21 protein-coding genes are annotated in these 20,209 nt (G+C 68.1%); 18 read left to right on the forward strand and 3 right to left on the reverse strand.

Going from position 1 to position 20,209, the window contains the following annotated elements:
* Positions 1 to 37: 37 nt before the first annotated feature.
* From nadA to ABDC78_RS13610, 4 genes are read left to right on the forward strand one after another with little or no spacing between them, the layout of a single operon-like run.
* Entirely contained in the window at positions 38 to 1,081 is a 1,044-nt protein-coding gene (nadA, locus tag ABDC78_RS13595; protein WP_178359224.1) for a quinolinate synthase NadA, read from the forward strand.
* Entirely contained in the window at positions 1,078 to 2,649 is a 1,572-nt protein-coding gene (locus ABDC78_RS13600) for an L-aspartate oxidase (RefSeq protein WP_178359225.1), read from the forward strand. The genes nadA and ABDC78_RS13600 overlap by 4 nt, the downstream gene beginning before the upstream one ends.
* Before the next feature lie 14 nt (positions 2,650 to 2,663).
* The gene (gene nadC, locus ABDC78_RS13605) at positions 2,664 to 3,521 is read left to right on the forward strand and encodes a carboxylating nicotinate-nucleotide diphosphorylase (protein WP_178359323.1); all 858 of its coding nucleotides are present in this window, start codon (positions 2,664 to 2,666) and stop codon (positions 3,519 to 3,521) included.
* Position 3,522: 1 nt separating this feature from the next.
* Positions 3,523 to 3,999 (forward strand): hypothetical protein, encoded by a 477-nt coding sequence (locus tag ABDC78_RS13610; RefSeq protein WP_347133458.1) that lies wholly within the window; start codon positions 3,523 to 3,525, stop codon positions 3,997 to 3,999.
* Here the strand turns inward: ABDC78_RS13610 and ABDC78_RS13615 are convergent, their stop codons facing one another.
* Both ABDC78_RS13615 and ABDC78_RS13620 read right to left on the reverse strand, forming a co-directional pair.
* Positions 4,000 to 4,638 carry a LysE family transporter gene (locus ABDC78_RS13615; RefSeq protein WP_178359226.1) on the reverse strand — a complete coding sequence of 213 codons (639 nt, stop codon included), beginning with the start codon at positions 4,636 to 4,638 and terminating at the stop codon, positions 4,000 to 4,002.
* A gap of 12 nt (positions 4,639 to 4,650) precedes the next feature.
* Positions 4,651 to 5,034, reverse strand: a complete 384-nt coding sequence (locus ABDC78_RS13620; protein ID WP_178359227.1) for a nitroreductase family deazaflavin-dependent oxidoreductase — start codon at positions 5,032 to 5,034, stop codon at positions 4,651 to 4,653.
* A gap of 35 nt (positions 5,035 to 5,069) precedes the next feature.
* On the opposite strand from ABDC78_RS13620, the gene hisD reads away from it, so the two are divergent.
* The 8 genes from hisD to hisI are packed head-to-tail and all read left to right on the forward strand — an operon-like array spanning position 5,070 to position 11,496.
* Positions 5,070 to 6,413: a histidinol dehydrogenase gene (hisD, locus tag ABDC78_RS13625; RefSeq protein ID WP_178359228.1), complete on the forward strand. Its 1,344-nt coding sequence runs from the start codon at positions 5,070 to 5,072 to the stop codon at positions 6,411 to 6,413.
* On the forward strand, positions 6,410 to 7,516 hold the full coding sequence (locus ABDC78_RS13630; protein WP_178359229.1) for a histidinol-phosphate transaminase: 1,107 nt from the start codon (positions 6,410 to 6,412) through the stop codon (positions 7,514 to 7,516). Before hisD ends, ABDC78_RS13630 begins: the two co-directional genes overlap by 4 nt.
* A complete protein-coding gene (hisB, locus tag ABDC78_RS13635; protein WP_178359230.1) occupies positions 7,513 to 8,139 on the forward strand; it encodes an imidazoleglycerol-phosphate dehydratase HisB in 627 nt (208 codons plus the stop codon). The genes ABDC78_RS13630 and hisB overlap by 4 nt, the downstream gene beginning before the upstream one ends.
* Positions 8,136 to 8,756 carry an imidazole glycerol phosphate synthase subunit HisH gene (gene hisH, locus ABDC78_RS13640; protein ID WP_178359231.1) on the forward strand — a complete coding sequence of 207 codons (621 nt, stop codon included), beginning with the start codon at positions 8,136 to 8,138 and terminating at the stop codon, positions 8,754 to 8,756. The genes hisB and hisH overlap by 4 nt, the downstream gene beginning before the upstream one ends.
* A 38-nt stretch (positions 8,757 to 8,794) precedes the next feature.
* Entirely contained in the window at positions 8,795 to 9,523 is a 729-nt protein-coding gene (priA, locus tag ABDC78_RS13645; RefSeq protein WP_347133507.1) for a bifunctional 1-(5-phosphoribosyl)-5-((5-phosphoribosylamino)methylideneamino)imidazole-4-carboxamide isomerase/phosphoribosylanthranilate isomerase PriA, read from the forward strand.
* A complete protein-coding gene (locus ABDC78_RS13650) occupies positions 9,520 to 10,338 on the forward strand; it encodes an inositol monophosphatase family protein (protein WP_178359233.1) in 819 nt (272 codons plus the stop codon). The genes priA and ABDC78_RS13650 overlap by 4 nt, the downstream gene beginning before the upstream one ends.
* Positions 10,335 to 11,120 (forward strand): imidazole glycerol phosphate synthase subunit HisF, encoded by a 786-nt coding sequence (hisF, locus tag ABDC78_RS13655; protein WP_178359234.1) that lies wholly within the window; start codon positions 10,335 to 10,337, stop codon positions 11,118 to 11,120. Before ABDC78_RS13650 ends, hisF begins: the two co-directional genes overlap by 4 nt.
* 28 nt (positions 11,121 to 11,148) lie before the next feature.
* On the forward strand, positions 11,149 to 11,496 hold the full coding sequence (hisI, locus tag ABDC78_RS13660; RefSeq protein ID WP_178359235.1) for a phosphoribosyl-AMP cyclohydrolase: 348 nt from the start codon (positions 11,149 to 11,151) through the stop codon (positions 11,494 to 11,496).
* Here the strand turns inward: hisI and ABDC78_RS13665 are convergent.
* On the reverse strand, positions 11,493 to 11,957 hold the full coding sequence (locus tag ABDC78_RS13665) for a peroxiredoxin (protein WP_178359236.1): 465 nt from the start codon (positions 11,955 to 11,957) through the stop codon (positions 11,493 to 11,495). The two genes, hisI and ABDC78_RS13665, sit on opposite strands and share 4 nt — an antisense overlap.
* A 32-nt stretch (positions 11,958 to 11,989) precedes the next feature.
* On the opposite strand from ABDC78_RS13665, the gene ABDC78_RS13670 reads away from it, so the two are divergent.
* From ABDC78_RS13670 to lgt, 6 genes are all read left to right on the forward strand, one after another.
* Entirely contained in the window at positions 11,990 to 13,498 is a 1,509-nt protein-coding gene (locus ABDC78_RS13670; protein WP_178359237.1) for an anthranilate synthase component I, read from the forward strand.
* Positions 13,495 to 14,076 (forward strand): TIGR02234 family membrane protein, encoded by a 582-nt coding sequence (locus tag ABDC78_RS13675; RefSeq protein WP_178359238.1) that lies wholly within the window; start codon positions 13,495 to 13,497, stop codon positions 14,074 to 14,076. The genes ABDC78_RS13670 and ABDC78_RS13675 overlap by 4 nt, the downstream gene beginning before the upstream one ends.
* A 72-nt stretch (positions 14,077 to 14,148) precedes the next feature.
* Positions 14,149 to 14,967 carry an indole-3-glycerol phosphate synthase TrpC gene (trpC, locus tag ABDC78_RS13680; protein ID WP_178359239.1) on the forward strand — a complete coding sequence of 273 codons (819 nt, stop codon included), beginning with the start codon at positions 14,149 to 14,151 and terminating at the stop codon, positions 14,965 to 14,967.
* On the forward strand, positions 14,968 to 16,227 hold the full coding sequence (trpB, locus tag ABDC78_RS13685; RefSeq protein ID WP_178359240.1) for a tryptophan synthase subunit beta: 1,260 nt from the start codon (positions 14,968 to 14,970) through the stop codon (positions 16,225 to 16,227).
* A complete protein-coding gene (gene trpA / locus ABDC78_RS13690) occupies positions 16,224 to 17,012 on the forward strand; it encodes a tryptophan synthase subunit alpha (protein ID WP_178359241.1) in 789 nt (262 codons plus the stop codon). The genes trpB and trpA overlap by 4 nt, the downstream gene beginning before the upstream one ends.
* Entirely contained in the window at positions 17,009 to 20,110 is a 3,102-nt protein-coding gene (lgt, locus tag ABDC78_RS13695) for a prolipoprotein diacylglyceryl transferase (RefSeq protein WP_178359242.1), read from the forward strand. The genes trpA and lgt overlap by 4 nt, the downstream gene beginning before the upstream one ends.
* Positions 20,111 to 20,209 lie beyond the last annotated feature (99 nt).

Consider the following 20,209-nt stretch of genomic DNA (forward strand, 5'->3'; position numbering starts at 1 on the left):
ATAAGTCGAAAACCTCGACGGAGTGAAGGAGGCGGCGATGACCGTGATCGATCAGTTGCCGACGAACCATCTGATCGACCGGGTCGTTGACGGTCCGGGCGGATTCTCCGGAGTCGACGGCGACGCGGAATGGGCCGCGGAGGTGCGCCGCCTCGTCGATCTTCGCGGTGCGACGCTGCTCGCGCACAACTATCAGTTGCCGGCCATCCAGGATGTCGCCGACCACGTCGGCGACTCGCTCGCACTCTCGCGTATCGCCGCCGAAGCCCCCGAGGGCACGATCGTGTTCTGCGGGGTGCACTTCATGGCCGAGACCGCGAAGATCCTGTCGCCGGCGAAGACGGTGCTGATTCCGGACCAGCGTGCCGGATGCTCGCTGGCGGACTCGATCTCCGCCGAGGAACTGCGCGCCTGGAAAGCCGAATACCCTGGTGCCGTTGTCGTCTCGTACGTCAACACCACCGCCGCGGTCAAAGCGGAGACCGACATCTGCTGCACGTCGTCCAACGCCGTCGACGTCGTCGCCTCGATCCCCGAGGGCCGCGAAGTGCTGTTCTGCCCCGACCAGTTCCTGGGCGCGCATGTCCGCAGGGTCACCGGTCGCAAGAACATTCACGTGTGGGCGGGCGAGTGCCATGTGCACGCGGGCATCAACGGTGACGAACTCGCCGACCAGGCGCGCGCCCACCCCGACGCGGAACTGTTCGTGCACCCCGAATGTGGTTGCGCGACTTCGGCTCTCTATCTCGCGGGTGAAGGTTCCTTCCCCGCTGACCGGGTCAAGATCCTGTCCACAGGCGGGATGCTCGACGCCGCCCGCGAAACCCGGGCGCGTCAGGTTCTGGTGGCCACCGAGGTCGGCATGCTGCACCAATTGCGGCGTGCGGCACCGGATGTGGACTTCCAGGCCGTGAACGACCGCGCCTCGTGCAAGTACATGAAGATGATCACTCCGGCGGCGCTGCTGCGTTGCCTGGTCGAAGGCGCAGACGAAGTCCGGGTGGCTCCGGATGTGGCGGCGGCCGCCCGACGCAGCGTGCAGCGGATGATCGAGATCGGGCAGCCCGGCGGCGACGAATGACGCCATCCTGCGGCGGCGCCGGCATGTGGAGGCAGCGTGCCGACGTGGTCGTCATCGGCACGGGCGTCGCCGGACTTGCCGCCGCGCTGGCCGCGCACCGGCGTGGACGCAGAGTGGTGCTGCTGAGCAAAGTCGGTGAGACCGCCACGTTCTACGCACAGGGTGGGATCGCCGTTGTGCTGCCGGACGCCTTTCATGACGACGGAGACTCGATCGAGGCCCACGTCGCCGACACCCTGGCCGCGGGCGGGGGACTGTGCGATCCGGACGCTGTCCGCTCGATCGTCGCCGACGGTTACCGCGCCGTGGCCGAATTGGTCGCCGCCGGGGCACATTTTGACGAAGCGGCACCGGGGCGGTGGGCGCTGACCCGCGAGGGTGGGCATTCCCGTCGACGCATCATCCACTCCGGCGGGGACGCCACGGGCGCCGAAGTCCAGCGAGCGCTGGACTACGCTGCGACCCACCTCGACGTCCGTCGTAACCATGTGGCGCTGGAACTGCTGGTCGAGTCCGACGCCGTCGCCGGGGTGCTGGTGCTCAGCGACGACGGCCCGGGGGTCATTTACGCGCCGTCGGTCATCCTCGCCACCGGAGGCCTGGGGCACCTCTACCAGGCCACCACCAACCCCGAGGGCTCAACGGGTGACGGTGTCGCGCTGGCGATGTGGGCCGGGCTGCCGGTCACCGACCTGGAGTTCGTCCAGTTCCACCCGACCATGCTGTTCGACGTTCACGGTGGCGGGCGGCGTCCGCTGATCACCGAAGCTCTGCGCGGAGAGGGGGCGAAATTGGTTGATGCTCTGGGGGATCCGGTGACCGAAGGGGTGCACCCGATGGGCGACCTGGCGCCTCGCGACGTGGTCGCCGGCGCGATCCACGCGCGGATGAGCGCCACCGGTGATCCCTGCGTGTATCTCGATGCGCGGTCGATCACCGACTTCGCCCGACGGTTCCCGACAGTCACCGCGGCCTGCCGGCAGGCGGGTATCGATCCGACACGCCAACCGATCCCCGTGGTGCCCGGAGCCCACTACAGCTGTGGCGGAGTGCAGACGGATGTCTTCGGCCGCACCGACCTCGTGGGACTGTTCGCGGCCGGTGAGGTGGCGCGGACCGGGATGCACGGCGCCAACCGCCTGGCCTCCAACAGCCTTCTCGAGGGACTGGTCGTCGGCGGGCGTGCCGGTGACTCCGCCGCGGCTCACGCGCAGGATGCCGGCCCCCGTCCGGCGGTGACTCCGGATCTCCCGGTACGCCCCGCGATGGCCCGCGCCGACCTGCAACGCGCCATGAGCCTGCACGCATCGGTCGTGCGAAGTGGCGACGGACTACGGGACCTGGTCGATCTGCTGGACCAGGCATGTCTTCGAAAGATCGGATCTCGCACCGATTTCGAGGATGCAGCCTTGACCTCGACCGCAACCGTCGTCGCGGCGGCGGCAGCGGCACGCACAGAATCCCGCGGCTGCCATCATCGTTCGGACTTCCCTGATGTGGATCCGGCGCAGGCGGTCAGCGTGCCGCGCGCCGCTGCCGGACTGGCCCGCAGCGCGGTGGGTTGCTGATGGCACTCACCGAGATGACACTCACCGACGTCGAGCTCACCGAGGCCCGCGCGGTCATCGCCCGTGCACTGGACGAGGATCTGCGCTACGGGCCCGACGTGACCACGCTGGCCACAGTGCCCGTCGACGCGCTGACCACCGCGTCGGTGGTGTCCAGGGAGCCGGGGGTGCTCGCCGGTGTGGACCTCGCGCTGATGGTTCTCGACGAGCTGCTCGGCGTCGACGGATACCGCATCGACCATCACGAACCGGACGGCGCACGACTCGGTGCCGGCGGAGTGGCCCTGACCGTGCATGCCCCGACCCGGGGTCTGCTCACCGCCGAGCGCACGATGCTCAATCTGGTGTGTCACCTGTCGGGCATCGCCACCACCACGGCGGCCTGGGTGGAAGCGGTGTCGGGCACCTCGGCTCAGATCAGGGACACCCGTAAGACACTGCCCGGACTCCGCGCGCTGCAGAAGTACGCGGTGCGGGTGGGCGGCGGTGTCAACCACCGGATGGGCCTGGGTGACGCAGCACTGATCAAGGACAACCACGTGGCCGCCGCAGGGTCGGTGCTGGCCGCCCTGCGCGAGGTGCGCGCCGCGGCACCGGATCTCCCGTGCGAGGTCGAGGTCGATTCGCTCGAGCAACTCGACGAAGTTCTCGGCGAGGGCGTGGAACTGGTTCTGCTCGACAACTTTCCGGTGTGGCAGACGCAGATCGCCGTGCAACGCCGCGACGCACGCTCCCCGGAGACGAAGCTGGAATCGTCGGGCGGTCTGTCGCTGCACAGTGCCGCGGAGTACGCGGGCACGGGAGTGGACTACCTGGCGGTCGGCGCGCTCACGCACTCCGTGCGGGTGCTCGACCTCGGATTGGATCTCTGACGTGACCGAGCGGTCACCACGCAACGGTCTGCTCTACGCAACACTCGTGGTTGCGGTCCTGGCGCTGGCGGTGGCCGTGGTCGCGCTGATCCGGTCGGCCGATGCGACGCCCGAATACACCGAGGCGGAGCGCGGCGCCGCGCGGGACGCGACGTGCGCGGCGTTCGGGACGGTGCGCACGGGCGTTGCGACGAACACCAACCTCGACCCGCCGGGCGGGTCTGACGACATCGCCGGGGCCCTCGCGGTCGCGGCCAACGCGCGAGTGGCTCTCTACGACGGTGGGCAGTACCTGCTCGCCCGCCTGGATCCGGCGACCCCTGGTGAACTCGCCGAGCAGATCCGCACGTTCGGCAACCACCTGATGGACATCGGAGCAGCGGCGACAGCGGGGGTTCCCAACACCGACCCGGTGCAGGCCGGCCGGCTCGAGCAGGCGGAAGCCGCCGGCAACGCCATCGCCGGGCTGTGCAGCTAGTCAGGCCGCGGCGGGACCTCGGCGCACGAACACCAGAACCAGAGCGGCGGCGGCGAACAAACCGGAGAACACCCGGTTCAGCGCGGTCTGCTGGCGCGGCGTCCGCAGCCAGGTGAGCAGGCGCACCGCCAGACCGGTGTAGAGGCCCATGACAACCAGATCCACCGCGACCATGGTCGTCCCGATGGCCAGGTACTGCGGCAGCAGCGGCGAGGTCGGGACGACGAACTGCGGCATCACGGCTAGGAAGAACAGCAGGGATTTCGGATTGGTGGCGTTGACCAGGAAGCCCCGGACGACCATCGACCTGTACCCCGTACTCACGGCTCCGTCGACCTGTGCCGTCAGGTCGACGGCGACGGCCCGCCACTGCCGGATCGCCAGGTACAGCAGGTAGGCCACTCCGACCCACTTGATCACGGTGAACGCCAGCATCGAACTGGCCACCGCGGCACCCAACCCGGTGGCGACCAGTGCCAGCTGCAGCATCAGACCCACCTCGAGCCCGAGGATGTTCCAGTAGCCGCGCTTGACGCCGTGTGTCAGACCCGTCGCCATCGACTGGATCGCGCCGGCTCCCGGCGCCACGGCGATCACGATGGCCGCGCCGAAGAAGGCCAGCCACATCTGCCAGGTCACCGCGCCAGTCTGTCAGGCGATGTCCGCGACGAACACCGCAATTCTCTTCGCCTGGCGTCGTGCCATCGCCGGTAGCGCGACGACGTCGTCGCCGTTGGGCACGATCCTCGGGTTGACGATGTGGACTTCGTCACGGAACAGCGTCACGTCGGCCTCGCCGGCGGCGAGGACGTTCCTGGCCCAGTCGGTCTTGCCGTGCCCGAGCACGATCGCGAGCTCGTTGTTCTTGCGGTATGCGGTCACCACTGTCTCGTAGGGCCGACCAGACGTGCGACCTCGGTGTTTGATGACGGACAGCCCCGGCACCCGGCCCCCGAACGGTTTGAGGACCGGGTTGAGGTACTTGATCTGGATCCTGTCCAGCCACTCCGGGAACATCCGCGGTAGCTCCGACATGACGCCTCCAAATCGATTTGGCCTGCTCTGGGACAATGGTCAGCGTGAATGTATCGCCAGGGCTCCTGCGGCGCATCGATCTGCGTGGCACCACGCTGTCTGCGGCCGGGCTGCGGGGCGCCCTGCCGCGCGGCGGCACCGACGTCGAGGTGATGGTGCCCAAGGTCAGGCCCATCGTCGAGGCGGTGGCGCAGCGTGGTGCCGAAGCCGCTCTCGAGTACGGAGCATCCTTCGACGGTGTCCGGCCCGATCAGGTTCGGGTGCCCGCCGAACGGTTGACCGCCGCGCTGACCGAACTCGACTCCGACGTCCGAGCCGCGCTCGAGGTGGCGATCGAACGGGCCCGGGCTGTGCACGCCGACCAACGCCGGACCGACACCACGACCACGTTGGCGCCGGGCGCCACGGTGACCGAGCGTTGGGTTCCGGTCGAGCGGGTGGGGCTGTACGTTCCGGGCGGCAACGCCGTGTACCCGTCGAGCGTCGTGATGAACGTGGTGCCCGCACAGACCGCCGGTGTCGACTCGTTGGTGATCGCGAGCCCGCCGCAGGCGGACTTCGGCGGTCTGCCGCACCCGACGATCCTGGCTGCGGCCGCGCTGCTCGGCGTCACCGAGGTGTGGGCTGTCGGCGGAGCGCAGGCGGTCGCGCTGCTGGCGTACGGGGGCACCGACACCGACGGCACCGAGCTGGCCCCGGTGGACATGATCACCGGGCCCGGCAACATCTACGTCACCGCTGCCAAGCGGATCTGCCGCTCGCAGGTCGGGATCGACGCCGAAGCCGGTCCCACCGAGATCGCGATCCTTGCCGACCACACCGCCGACCCGGTCCACGTCGCCGCGGATCTGATCAGTCAGGCCGAGCACGACGAGTTGGCCGCCAGCGTGCTGGTCACCGACAGCACGACGTTGGCCGACGCGACCGACCGCGAGCTGGCACGTCAGTTGGACACGACCGTGCACCGCGAGCGCGTCACGGTCGCCCTGAGCGGGCAGCAGTCGGCGGTCGTGCTGGTCGACGACGTCGAGGCCGGGGTGCGCACCGTGAACGCCTACGCCGCAGAACACCTCGAGATCCAGACGGAGAACGCGAGCGCCGTCGCAGGCCGGATCCGGTCCGCCGGAGCGATTTTTGTCGGACCCTGGTCGCCGGTCAGCCTGGGTGACTACTGCGCGGGGTCCAATCACGTTCTGCCCACCGCGGGGTGTGCCCGACACTCCAGCGGACTGTCGGTCCAGACGTTCCTCCGCGGCATCCACGTCGTCGACTACACCGAGGCGGCGCTCAAAGACGTGTCGGGCCATGTGATCACGCTCGCCCGAGCCGAGAACCTGCCCAGCCACGGCGAGGCTGTGCGCCGGAGGTTCGAGACGTGAGCGCCGGTGACACGGTGACGTTGGACGATCTTCCGCTGCGTGACGATCTGCGCGGCAAATCACCCTACGGCGCACCACAATTGATGGTCCCGGTGCGGCTCAACACCAATGAGAATCCGCACCCCCCGACGCAGGCGCTGATCGACGACATCGCCGTGTCGGTGCGGGCGATCGCCGGCGAACTGCACCGCTATCCCGACCGCGACGCGGTGGCGCTGCGAACCGATCTGGCCGGCTACCTGACAGCCCAGACCGGAACCCCCGTCGGCGTCGAGAATGTCTGGGCGGCAAACGGTTCCAATGAGATCCTGCAGCAACTGCTACAGGCGTTCGGCGGACCCGGGCGCAGCGCGATCGGTTTCGTCCCGTCGTACTCGATGCACCCGATCATCTCCGACGGCACGCAGACCGCCTGGCTGGCCGCCGACCGTGCCGAGGACTTCAGCCTCGATGTCGGGGTCGCCGCGCAGGCCATCAAAGAGCACCGCCCCGACGTCGTGTTCCTCGCCAGCCCGAACAACCCGTCGGGCCAGAGCGTTCCGATCGACGACCTGCGGTTGCTGCTCGAAGCGATGGACGGCGGCATCATGATCGTCGACGAGGCGTACGGCGAGTTCTCCTCCCAACCCAGTGCCATCGGCCTGCTCGACGAGCACCCGGCCAAGCTGGTCGTGACCCGCACCATGAGCAAGGCGTTCGCCTTCGCAGGCGGTCGGTTGGGTTACCTCATCGCCGCGCCCGCGGTCATCGACGCCATGCTGCTGGTGCGCCTGCCCTACCACCTGTCGGCGGTGACGCAGGCCGCCGCCCGCGCCGCGCTACGCCATGCCGACGAGACCCTGGGCAGTGTCGCGACCCTGATCGCGGAACGCAACAGGGTGTCAGAGGCATTGACCACCTTGGGTTTCCGGGTGATACCCAGTGATGCGAACTTCGTGATGTTCGGCCGATTCGCCGACGCACCCGCCACCTGGCAGCGCTACCTGGACGACGGGGTGCTGATCCGCGACGTCGGAATCCCCGGCTACCTGCGCACCACCATCGGCCTGGTCGACGAGAATGACGCGCTGCTGGCCGCCAGCGCCCGAATAGGAGCATCGTGAGCGAACCAGTCCGCACGTCCCGTCGCGCGAAAGTCGAACGCAAGACCAAGGAATCCGACATCGTCGTCGAACTCGACCTCGACGGCACCGGAGTGGTCAGCGTGCAGACCGGCGTGCCGTTCTTCGATCACATGCTCACCTCGCTGGGCACCCACGCCAGTTTCGACCTGACGGTGAAGGCCCTGGGCGACATCGACATCGAGGGTCACCACACCATCGAGGACACCGCGATCGTGCTCGGTCAGGCTCTGGGTCAGGCACTCGGTGACAAGAAGGGGATCCGTCGCTTCGGGGACGCATTCATCCCGATGGACGAGACGCTGGCACACGCCGCAGTCGACGTCTCCGGCCGCCCCTACTTCGTCCACACCGGTGAGCCCGACTACATGGTCGAGTTCACCATCGCCGGCACTTCGGCGCCGTACCACACCGTCGTGAACCGGCACGTGTTCGAATCCTTGGCGTTCAACGCCCGGATCGCGCTGCACGTGCGCACCCTCTACGGGCGGGATCCGCACCACATCACCGAGGCCCAGTACAAGGCGGTGGCCCGCGCGCTGCGCCAAGCCGTCGAATACGACGCACGGGTGACGGGTGTGCCGTCCACCAAAGGGACGCTGTGACACGCAAGCTCGTCGTTCTCGACTACGGGTCGGGCAACCTGCGCTCGGCCCAGCGCGCGCTCGAGCGCGTCGGCGCCGATGTGGAGGTGACCGCCGATCCGTCGGCCGCCATGGCCGCCGACGGGCTGGTGGTACCCGGGGTCGGTGCCTACGAGGCGTGCATGACCGGTCTTCGGAAGATCGGCGGCGAGAAGATCATCGCCGACCGATTGGCCGCCGGACGACCGGTGCTGGGGGTGTGTGTGGGCATGCAGATCCTGTTCGCCCGGGGAGTCGAGTTCGGTGTCGAGACGACCGGCTGCGGACAGTGGCCGGGAGCGGTCGTCCGGTTGGACGCCCCGGTGATCCCGCACATGGGGTGGAACGTCGTGGACGCCCCGGCGGACAGTGTGCTGTTCAAGGGGATGGATCCCGACACCCGTTTCTACTTCGTGCACTCCTATGCCGCCCAGCAGTGGGAGGGTGCGCCGGAGGCTCTGCTGACCTGGGCCAGTCACGAAGTGCCGTTCCTGGCCGCGGTCGAGGACGGACCGCTGGCCGCAACACAGTTCCATCCGGAGAAGAGCGGCGACGCGGGCGCTGAGTTGCTGTCGAACTGGGTGGGGGCGTTAAGTTGACCGCTGTGAATCCGACCGGAGCGAATGCGTCCGCACGCCTGATCCTGTTACCTGCCGTCGACGTGGTCGACGGCCGCGCCGTGCGTCTGGTGCAGGGACAGGCCGGCAGCGAGACCGAGTACGGCTCAGCTCTGGACGCGGCGATGACCTGGCAGCGCGACGGCGCCGAGTGGATCCACCTGGTGGACCTCGATGCCGCGTTCGGCCGCGGCTCCAATCGCGAACTGCTTGCCGAGGTGGTCGGCAAACTCGATGTCGCGGTGGAACTGTCGGGAGGCATCCGAGACGACGAGTCGCTGGCGGCGGCGCTGGCCACCGGCTGTGCCCGCGTGAACCTGGGCACGGCGGCGTTGGAGAATCCGACGTGGTGCGCCAAGGTCGTGGCCGAGCACGGCGAACGGGTGGCTGTCGGGCTCGACGTCAAGATCACCGACGGTGAACACCGGTTGCGGGGCCGCGGCTGGGAGACCGACGGGGGAGACCTGTGGCCGGTTCTGGAACGTCTTGATCGCGAGGGATGTTCGCGCTTCGTCGTCACCGACGTCACCAAGGACGGCACCCTCAACGGACCGAACCTGGATCTGCTGAGCAAGGTGACCGAGCGGACCGAGGCGCCGGTCATCGCCTCCGGCGGGGTGTCGAGCCTGGACGACCTGCGGGCGATCGCCACCCTGACCGACCGCGGCGTCGAGGGTGCCATCGTCGGGAAGGCGCTGTACGCAGGGCGATTCACGTTGCCGCAGGCACTGGCCGCGGTCACCACGTGACAGTGGCTCCGGACCAGCTGGCCGACCTGCTCGCCACCGCGGCAGGGGTACTCGACGCCGCATCGGCTCAGTTCGTCGCAGGGCACCGCGCCGATTCCGCAGTCGCCAAGAAGGGCAACGACTTCGCCACCGAGGTGGACCTCGCCATCGAGCGCCGGGTGGTGGCCGAGCTGACGAAGCTGACCGGCATCGGCGTGCACGGCGAGGAGTTCGGCGGGGAACCGCTGGACTCCGAGCTGGTGTGGGTGCTCGACCCGATCGACGGCACGTTCAACTACGCCGCGGGCCTGCCGATGGCGGCCATCCTGCTGGGTCTTCTGGCCGACGGTGAGCCGGTGCTGGGGCTGACGTGGTTGCCGTTCACGGCGCAGCGCTACACCGCGATCATCGACGGGCCGGTGCGCTGCAACGGTGACGAGCTCGACTCGCTGCAGACCGCAGCGCTCTCGGACTCCATCGTCGGCATCGGCACTTTCAACATCGAATCCCGTGGCCACTACCCGGGCCGGTATCGGGTCGCGGTCCTCGAGGGTCTGAGCCGGCAGTGTTCGCGGCTGCGGATGCACGGCGCGACGGGAATCGACCTCGCCTACGTCGCCGCCGGAGTGCTCGGCGGCGCCATCAGTTTCGGCCATCACGCCTGGGACCACGTCGCAGGTGTGGCGTTGGTGCGCGCGGCCGGAGGGGTGGTCACCGACCTCGCGGGAGAGCCGTGGACGGTCTCCTCACCCTCCGCGCTGGTGGCCGCGCCGGGCGTGCACGAGCAGATGCTCGACATCGTCCGATCCGTCGGCGACCCGAAGGACTTCCTGTGAAGCGGGCGGGTGACGTCGCGACCCGGGTGATCCCGTGCCTGGACGTCGACGCCGGCCGGGTGGTCAAGGGTGTCAACTTCGAGAACCTGCGTGACGCAGGTGATCCCGTCGAGCTTGCTGCCGCCTACGACGCGGAGGGTGCCGACGAGCTGACCTTCCTCGATGTGACCGCATCCTCGTCGGGCCGTGCCACCATGCTCGAGGTGGTGCGGCGAACCGCCGAGCAGGTGTTCATCCCCCTCACCGTCGGTGGTGGGGTGCGCTCGGTGGCCGATGTCGACGTCCTGTTGCGCGCCGGTGCCGACAAGGTCGCGGTCAACACCGCGGCGATCGCGCGCCCGGAGTTGCTCTCGGAGTTGTCGCGGCAGTTCGGCTCGCAGTGCATCGTGCTGTCGGTGGACGCGCGCACGGTTCCGGACGGCGCCGAGCCCACCACCTCGGGGTGGGAGGTGACCACCCACGGCGGCCGCCGCGGCACGGGCATCGATGCCGTCGAGTGGGCGGCCCGCGGAGCCGAACTGGGCGTCGGCGAGATACTGCTCAACTCGATGGACTACGACGGCACCAAGGCGGGTTTCGACCTGAGAATGCTTCGCGCCGTGCGCGGCGCGGTGACGGTGCCGGTGATCGCCAGCGGTGGCGCCGGTGCGGTGGAAGATTTTGCGCCGGCCGTTGTTGCAGGGGCTGACGCCGTCCTGGCGGCCAGCGTCTTCCACTTCCGGGAGCTGACCATCGGCCAGGTGAAGGCGGCGATGGCGGCCGAAGGGATCGTGGTGCGATGAGCGCTCGCGCGAAGAGCCGAGGGCAGAGGTGACTCTCGACAGCAGGATTGCGGGTCGGCTGAAACGCAACGCGGACGGTCTGTTCACGGCGGTGGTGCAGGAACACGCGACCGGTCAGGTGCTGATGGTCGCGTGGATGGACGACGACGCGCTGGCCCGGACGTTGGAAACCCGTGAGGCGACCTATTTTTCGCGGTCCCGCGGCGAGCAGTGGATCAAGGGTGCCACGTCGGGGCACACCCAGCACGTGCACTCGGTTCGGCTGGACTGTGACGGTGACACGGTGCTGCTCGAGGTCGATCAGGTCGGCGGCGCGTGCCACACCGGCGACCACACGTGCTTCGACGCGGATCAGCTGCTGACGCCCGAGGCTTAACGCCGTCGCAGCACGTCGAGCGCTTTGTCGGCGTGGGTGTCCATGCTGAACTCGCTGGCGATGACCTCGAGCACGGTGCGATCGGTGTCGATGACGAACGTGGTCCGCTTCACCGGCATCAGCTTGCCGAGCAGGCCCCGCTTGACCCCGAACTGGGTCGCCACGACGCCGTCGGTGTCCGAGAGCAGGGGATAGTCGAACTTCTGCTGGTCGGCGAACTTCGCCTGCTTGTCGACCGAGTCGGCACTGATTCCCACCCTGCTGGCACCGACGGCGGCGAAGTCGCCAGCCAGATCGCGGAAGTGGCAGGCCTCCTTGGTGCAGCCGGGTGTCATCGCGGCGGGGTAGAAGAACAACACGATCGGTCCGTCGGCGAGCAGTCCGGTCAGCGTCCTCTTGGTGCCCGTCTGGTCTGGTAGTTCGAAGTCCGTCACTTGATCACCCGGTTTGACCTGTGTCATGGGCACAACGGTACTTCTGGGAGGATGGCCACGTGCTGTTGACCACCTCGCGCGAGGACTTCCGGGCGCTGGCCGCCGAGCACCGCGTCGTCCCGGTGGTCCGCAAGGTGCTGGCCGACAGCGAGACGCCGCTCTCGGCGTACCGCAAGCTGGCCGCGAACCGTCCGGGCACGTTCCTGCTCGAATCGGCGGAGAACGGGCGGTCGTGGTCACGGTGGTCGTTCATCGGGGCGGGTGCGCCGTCGGCGCTGACGGTGCGCGACGGGCAGGCGGTGTGGCTGGGTGTCACCCCGCAGGATGCGCCCGCCGGCGGTGACCCGCTCGAAGCGCTGCGGACGACGCTCACGCTGCTGGAGACCGCCGCGCTTCCGGGTCTGCCGCCGCTGTCGTCCGGGTTGGTCGGGTTCTTCGCCTACGACATGGTGCGCCGCCTCGAGAGGCTGCCCGAACTGACCGTCGACGACTTGGGTCTGCCCGACATGCTGCTGCTGCTGGCGACCGACATCGCGGCGGTCGACCACCACGAGGGCACCATCACGTTGATCGCCAACGCCGTCAACTGGAACGGCACCGACGACCGCGTCGACTGGGCATACGACGATGCGGTGGCCAGGCTCGACGTGATGACGGCCGCGCTGGCCGAACCGCTCAAGTCGACGGTGGCGACGTTCAGCCGCCCCGCACCGACGCACCGGTCCCAGCGCACCGTCGAGGAGTACACCGCGATCGTCGACAAGCTCGTCGGGGACATCGAGGCTGGTGAAGCCTTCCAGGTGGTGCCGTCGCAGCGCTTCGAGATGGACACCGACGCAGATCCGCTGGACGTCTACCGGATGCTGCGGGTCACCAACCCCAGCCCGTACATGTATCTGCTCAACGTGCCCGATCACGAAGGGGGACTGGACTTCTCGATCGTCGGCTCCAGCCCCGAGGCGCTCGTCACCGTCAAGGAAGGGCGCGCGACCACCCACCCGATCGCCGGTACCAGGTGGCGCGGTGAGAGCGAGGAAGAGGACGTGCTCCTGGAGAAGGAGTTGCTGTCCGACGAGAAGGAGCGCGCCGAGCACCTGATGCTCGTCGACCTCGGACGCAACGATCTGGGGCGGGTCTGCACGCCGGGCACGGTCCGGGTCGAGGACTACAGCCACATCGAGCGCTACAGCCACGTCATGCACCTGGTGTCGACGGTGACCGGAATGCTCGCCGACGGCAGGACTGCGCTGGACGCCGTGACCGCGTGCTTCCCAGCCGGGACTCTGTCCGGCGCCCCCAAGGTTCGGGCGATGGAGTTGATCGAGGAGGTCGAGAAGACCCGCCGCGGGCTCTACGGCGGTGTCCTCGGGTATCTCGACTTCGCGGGCAATGCCGACTTCGCGATCGCGATCCGAACGGCCCTGATGCGCGACGGCACAGGCTATGTACAGGCCGGAGGCGGCGTCGTCGCCGATTCCAACGGTCCCTACGAATACAACGAGGCGGCCAACAAGGCCCGCGCGGTGTTGAGTGCGATCGCGGCGGCCGAAACGTTGAGCGAACCATGATCCGCGTCGCTCAGCTCTCCCTGGCGCTCGCCGCGGCGGCCCTGTGGGCGGCGTCGCAGCTGACCTGGGTGAAGGTCAGCTCGTTCGACGGACTGGGGCATCCGAGATCGGCTGATCTCTCCGGAGCGACGTGGTCGACGGCGCTCATCCCCCTGGCACTACTGGTGGCGGCGGCCGCGGTCGCGGCGCTGGCCGTGCGCGGGTGGTTGTTGCGGTCGCTGGCGGTGCTGGTGGCGGCGGCGAGCGTCGGAATGGGGTACCTGGCGATCAGCCTGTGGGTGACCGTGGACGTCGGGGTCCGAGCCGCTCAGCTGGCCGAGGTGCCGGTGGCCGACCTGCTCGGCACCGAGCGCCACTATGGTGGCGCCGTCGTCACGCTGGTGGCGGCAGCGCTGTCGCTTCTGGGTGCAGTGCTGCTGATGCGGTCGTCGACCAAGGGTCGATCCGACACCCAGCGCTACGTCCGTCGTCCGTCGACGGAGACCGATCAACCGGCGACCGCGATGTCGGAGCGGATGATCTGGGATGCCCTCGACGAGGGGCGGGACCCGACCAACACAGACAACAAGGGGCGGTGATCGACGGTGGCGTGGTGGCGACTACCCTTCGTTAGGAATCAAGCGGCCGTAAGGGGAAGGGAAGCGACACCTATGGGTTCGGCGACCGTCCTCGACTCTATTCTCGAAGGAGTCCGCGCCGACGTTGCTGCCCGCGAGGCCGTTGTGAGCCTGGCGGAGGTCAAGGAGCGGGCCAAGAACGCCCCCAAGCCGATCGACGTGATGACCGCCATGCGCGCACCGGGCATCGGGGTCATCGCCGAGGTGAAGCGGGCCAGCCCGTCGCGTGGCGAGTTGGCGTCGATTGCAGACCCCGCGAAGCTCGCCCGCGCCTACCAGGACGGTGGCGCTCGGGTGATCAGCGTGCTGACCGAGCAGCGTCGCTTCAACGGCTCGCTCGACGACCTGGACGCGGTTCGTGCCGCGGTGTCGATTCCGGTGCTGCGCAAGGACTTCATCATCTGGCCGTACCAGATCCACGAGGCCCGGGCCCATGGTGCCGACATGCTGTTGCTCATCGTCGCGGCGCTCGAACAACCCGCGCTGGAGTCGCTGCTCGAGCGCACCGAGTCGCTGGGTATGACGGCACTCGTCGAGGTTCACACCGAGGAGGAGGCGGACCGCGCACTGCAGGCCGGCGCCTCGGTGATCGGTGTGAACGCGCGCGACCTCAAGACCCTCGAAGTCGACCGGGACTGCTTCGCACGGATCGCGCCGGGTCTGCCGAGCAACGTCATCCGGATCGCCGAGTCGGGGGTTCGGGGTACCGCCGACCTGCTGGCCTATGCCGGTGCCGGCGCCGACGCAGTCCTCGTCGGCGAGGGACTGGTCACCAGCGGGGACCCGCGTAGCGCCGTCGCGGACCTGGTCACCGCAGGCACCCATCCGTCCTGCCCGAAACCCTCACGTTAAGTGGCCGAACACGCCGGCCCCGAACTACCGCGCGCCAGTGCGGCCGTGGCCGAACCCACCGCCCATGACCCCGACGCACGGGGACATTTCGGCGCGTACGGCGGCCGGTATGTCCCCGAGGCGCTGATGGCCGTCATCGAGGAGGTCACCGCGGCCTATGAGAAAGCCCGCGGCGACCAGACCTTCCTCGATGAACTGGATCGACTGCAGAAGCACTACACCGGGCGTCCGTCCCCGGTGTACGAGGCCGAGCGACTCAGCGAGCATGCCGGCGGGGCCCGGATCTTTCTGAAGCGAGAAGACCTCAACCACACCGGATCTCACAAGATCAACAACGTTCTCGGTCAGGCCCTGCTGGCCCGCAAAATGGGCAAGACCAGGGTGATCGCCGAGACAGGCGCAGGCCAGCACGGGGTGGCCTCGGCAACGGCATGTGCGCTGCTGGGTCTGGAGTGTGTGATCTACATGGGTGCGGTCGACACCGCGCGCCAAGCGCTCAACGTGGCTCGGATGCGACTGCTGGGTGCGACGGTGGTACCGGTCGAGTCCGGATCCAAGACCCTCAAGGACGCGATCAACGAGACGTTCCGGGACTGGGTGACCAACGCCGACGAAACCTACTACTGCTTCGGTACGGCGGCGGGGCCGCATCCGTTCCCGATGATGGTGCGCGACTTCCAGCGGGTGATCGGACTCGAGGCCCGCGCACAGATGCTGGATCAGGCGGGCCGGTTGCCCGAGGCGGTCGTCGCCTGTGTGGGGGGCGGATCCAACGCGATCGGTATCTTCCACGCGTTCATCGACGACCCGGGAGTGCGCCTGGTCGGCTACGAGGCGGCCGGCGACGGCGTCGAAACCGGCAGGCACGCAGCCACATTCACCGGAGGGTCGCCGGGCGCTTTCCAGGGTTCGTACTCCTATCTGCTGCAGGACGAGGACGGCCAGACCGTCGAATCCCACTCGATCTCTGCGGGTTTGGACTATCCAGGGGTCGGGCCCGAGCATGCGCTGCTCAAGGACGTGGGTAGGGCCCGCTATGAACCGATCACCGACACCGAGGCGATGGACGCACTGTCGCTGTTGAGTCGTGCCGAGGGGATCATCCCGGCCATCGAGTCTGCCCATGCCGTTGCCGGAGCGCTGAAGCTCGGCTCGGAGCTAGGGCCTGGCTCGATCATCCTGGTGAACCTCTCTGGCCGCGGCGACAAAGACGTCGAGACGGCGGCCAAGTGGTTCGGCCTACTCGGAGACGCACCGTGAGTCGGCTGGCGAGTCTCTTCGACTCCTGTCGCGACGAAGGGCGGTCAGCGCTGATCGGGTATCTGCCCACCGGATTTCCCGATGTGGACACCTCGATCTCGGCGATGACCGCACTCGTCGAATCGGGATGCGATCTGGTCGAGGTCGGTATCGCGTACTCCGATCCGGGGATGGACGGACCCACCATTGCGGCGGCCACGGAGGCGGCGTTGAGCAGCGGTGTCCGGGTGAGCGATACGTTGCGCGCGGTCGAGGCGATCAGCAATGCCGGTGGCCGCGCAGTCGTGATGACGTACTGGAACCTGGTGTTGCGCAAGGGCGTCGACTCTTTCGCCCGTGACCTCGCGTCGGCGGGCGGACTCGGGATGATCACCCCGGATCTGATCCCGGATGAGGCGCAGCAGTGGCTGGAGGCCTCTGAGGCGCACGACCTGGACAGGATCTTCCTGGTGGCGCCGTCGTCGACTCCGCAGCGGTTGGCCGAGACCGTGCAGGCGTCCCGCGGGTTCGTCTACGCAGCATCGACGATGGGGGTCACCGGGGCGCGCGACGCCGTGTCGAACGCCGCGCCGGAGCTGGTCAGCAGGGTCAGGGAGATCTCCGACATCCCGGTCGGGGTCGGCCTCGGGGTGCGGTCCCGTGAGCAGGCAGCCGAGATCGGCGCCTACGCCGACGGAGTCATCGTCGGCTCGGCGCTGGTGTCCGCGCTCAAGGACGGTATCCCCGCTCTGCGGTCACTGACCGAGGAACTGGCCCACGGAGTGCGGCAGAGGATCACTGCGTGACGACGACCGTTCTGGCATACATCCCGAGTCCGGCGCAGGGTGTCTGGCAGTTAGGGCCCCTGCCGCTGCGCGCCTACGCCCTGTGCATCGTCGCCGGAATCATCGCCGCGTTGGTGCTCGGCGACCGGCGCTGGGTGGCCAGGGGAGGTGAACCCGGCGTCATCTACGACGTCGCCCTGTGGGCGGTGCCGTTCGGACTCATCGGTGGCCGCCTCTATCACGTCCTCACCGACTGGCGCACCTACTTCGGGGAGGACGGCGCAGGCTTCGCCGCGGCGCTGAGGATCTGGGACGGTGGTCTCGGCATCTGGGGCGCTGTCGCACTGGGCGCCGTCGGTGCCTGGATCGCCTGCCGGCGGAACGGGATACCGCTACCCGCATTCGGAGACGCGATCGCGCCGGGAATCGTTCTCGCCCAGGCGATCGGTCGTCTCGGAAACTACTTCAATCAGGAGCTCTACGGCCGTCCCACGACGGTGCCATGGGGCCTGGAGATCTACGAGCGCCGCAATGCCAACGGCGTGCTCGACTCGCTCAACGGGGTCTCGACCGGCCAATTGGTCGAAGTCGTCCATCCCACCTTCCTGTACGAGTTGCTGTGGAACCTGCTGATTTTCGCGGCGCTGATCGTCATCGACCGCAAGTTCCGGATCGGGCACGGCCGGCTGTTCGCGATGTATGTCGCGGGCTACTGCGTCGGGCGGTTCTGGATCGAACTGATGCGCAGCGATACCGCCACCCTGCTCGCAGGAATCCGAATCAACGCTTTCACGGCGACGTTCGTTTTCATCGGCGCGGTCGTATACGTCATGTCGGCGCCGAAGGGCCGTGAGGATCCCGCGACGCTGCGAGGCAAACAAACCGCTGATGCGGACGACGACAGCGTCGTCGAGGAGTTGGCCAAGGATCTGGTGGTCGCCGCCTCAACGACCGGTGTTGTCGCGGCCGCCAAGGCTGCAGAAGAGGACGACGAGCAGTCGGTAGCCGACGCCGCCGAGACCGAAGCTCTGGCCGCTGAACTGGAGGCGGAATCCGCCGATACAGGTGGCCTGGGTTCGGTTGAGGGTGATGAAGTCGCCGGCGCTGTCGACGGCGCGTCGGTGGTCCACGACGACGCGGTTGCGGCCGGGATCGAAGCCGAGGCTCTCGCTGCGGACGTCGAGGCTGAGAGCCTCGAAACCAAAGCTGCGACGGAGGACTCGGAGTCGGTGGAAGCCGAAGCAGTCGCCGAGGACGAGGCTGCTGACGAGCTCGACGGTTCGGATGTTGATTCCAGCGGTCTGGGTTCGGTCGAGGGCGACGAGATGGCTGGAACATTCTCAGGAGCATCGGTGGTCCACGACGCTGCTGTGGCGGGTGGATCCGACGCGAAACAATTGGCGGCTGATGTCGACGCCGAGCCTGACGCCGAGGGTGTCGAGGCGGTGGAGGGTGACGAGCCGGGAGCTGGGGCCGAGGGCCTGGGTTCGGTTGAGGGCGTCGAGGTGGCCGAGGCTGTCGAGGATGCGTCTGTTGTGCATGAGGATGCGGTCGAGGGCGAGTCCGCTGCTGAGGAGTTGGCCGCCGAGGTCGAGGCTGAGCCCGGTTTAGACGATGCCGAGGCTGTTGACGGCGCTGAGGCTGTTGACGACGCTGAGGTCGCAGAAGGCGATGGGGCGGCCGATGCCAGCGAGGATGGCTCGGCTGCCGAGGAGTTGGCCGCCGAAGTCGAGTCTGAGCCCGAGGTGTCTGGGCCTGGTGTTGACGATGCCGAGGCGGTAGAGGACGACGAGCCGGGAGCTGGGGCCGAGGGTCTGGGTTCGGTTGAGGGCGTCGAGGTGGCTGAGGCTGTCGAAGATGCGGCTGTTGTGCATGAGGATGCGGTCGAGGGCGAGTCTGCTGCCGAAGAGTTGGCCGCGGAGGTCGAGTCTGAGTCGGGTGTAGACGATGCCGATGCCGAGACTGTTGATGACGACGCTGAGGTCGCAGAAGGCGATGCCGAGGCGGTGGAGGGCGGCGAGCCGGGAACCGGGGTCGAGGGTCTGGGTTCGGTTGAGGGCGTCGAGGTGGCCGAGGCTGTCGAGGACGCGTCGGTTGTGCATGTGGATGCGCTTGAGGGTGAGTCTGCTGCTGAGGACTTGGCGGCCGAGGTCGAGGCTGAGTCGGTCGATGCCGATGGCGAGGCAGAGGTCGCAGAAGGCGATGCCGAGGCGGTGGAGGGCGGCGAGCCGGGAACCGGGGTCGAGGGTCTGGGTTCGGTTGAGGGCGTCGAGGTGGCCGAAGATTCAGCGACTGAGGTCGAGGCTGAGCCTGAGGTATCTGAGCCCGTTGTTGAGGCCGGGGCCGTCGGGGGTGCCGAGGCGGAAGCTCTGGGTTCGGTTGAGGGCCACGAGGTGGCTGGGGCCATCGAGGACGCAGCTATCGTGCAAGAGGATGCGATTGCGGGCGAGTCTGCAGCCGAGGACCTGGCCGCCGAAGTCGAGGCCGAGCCTGAGGTTTCCGATCCCGTTGGTGACGATGTCGAGGCAGTAGACGGCGGCGAGCCGGGAGCTGGGGCCGAAGGTCTGGGTTCGGTTGAGGGTGACGAGGTGGCTGAGGCCATCGAGGATGCGTCTGTTGTGCATGAGGATGCGGTTGCGGGCGAGTCTGCAGCCGAGGAGCTGGCCGCCGAAGTCGAGGCCGAGCCCGACGGAGACGATGCCGAGGCGGTAGAGGACGACGACGCCGGGGCCGAGACGGAGGCATCCGAGGAAGCTGTAACTGAAGCCGAGACGGGTGATGCCGACGATCCGGTTGCTGCGGTCGAGGGCGCCTCGGTGGCGGAGGCGCTGGCCGCTGAGATCGACGCCGAGTCGGCGGAGTCCGGGCTCGAGGAGATTGCCGACGCGGGCGAGTCAATCGAGTCGGATGCCGGCGTTGTCGAAGACGTCGTCGATCCACAGCAGGTCGCAGTTGAGGGCGCCTCGGTTGCCGAAGCATTGAACGCTGAGGTTGAGAACGAGCTCGACGGATCTGACTCCGCCGAGTCGTCGGTGCCCGCTGAGTCTCCCTCCGACACAGGCAGATTCGAGAGTGGCGGCAGAGTGCGCCAGTGGCTCCGTCGCCGTAGAGGCCGCTGATCCGGACATCCTCGGGCCGCTTTGGGTGATCCTCAGAATTTGCACAACCGATAGTCCACTCAAGTAGATGAGCAGTGTGTAGGTTGAGTCGACATCGAC

Source organism: Mycobacterium sp. DL (assembly GCF_039729195.1).
In the GTDB taxonomy this organism is placed as follows: Bacteria; Actinomycetota; Actinomycetes; order Mycobacteriales; family Mycobacteriaceae; genus Mycobacterium; species Mycobacterium hippocampi_A.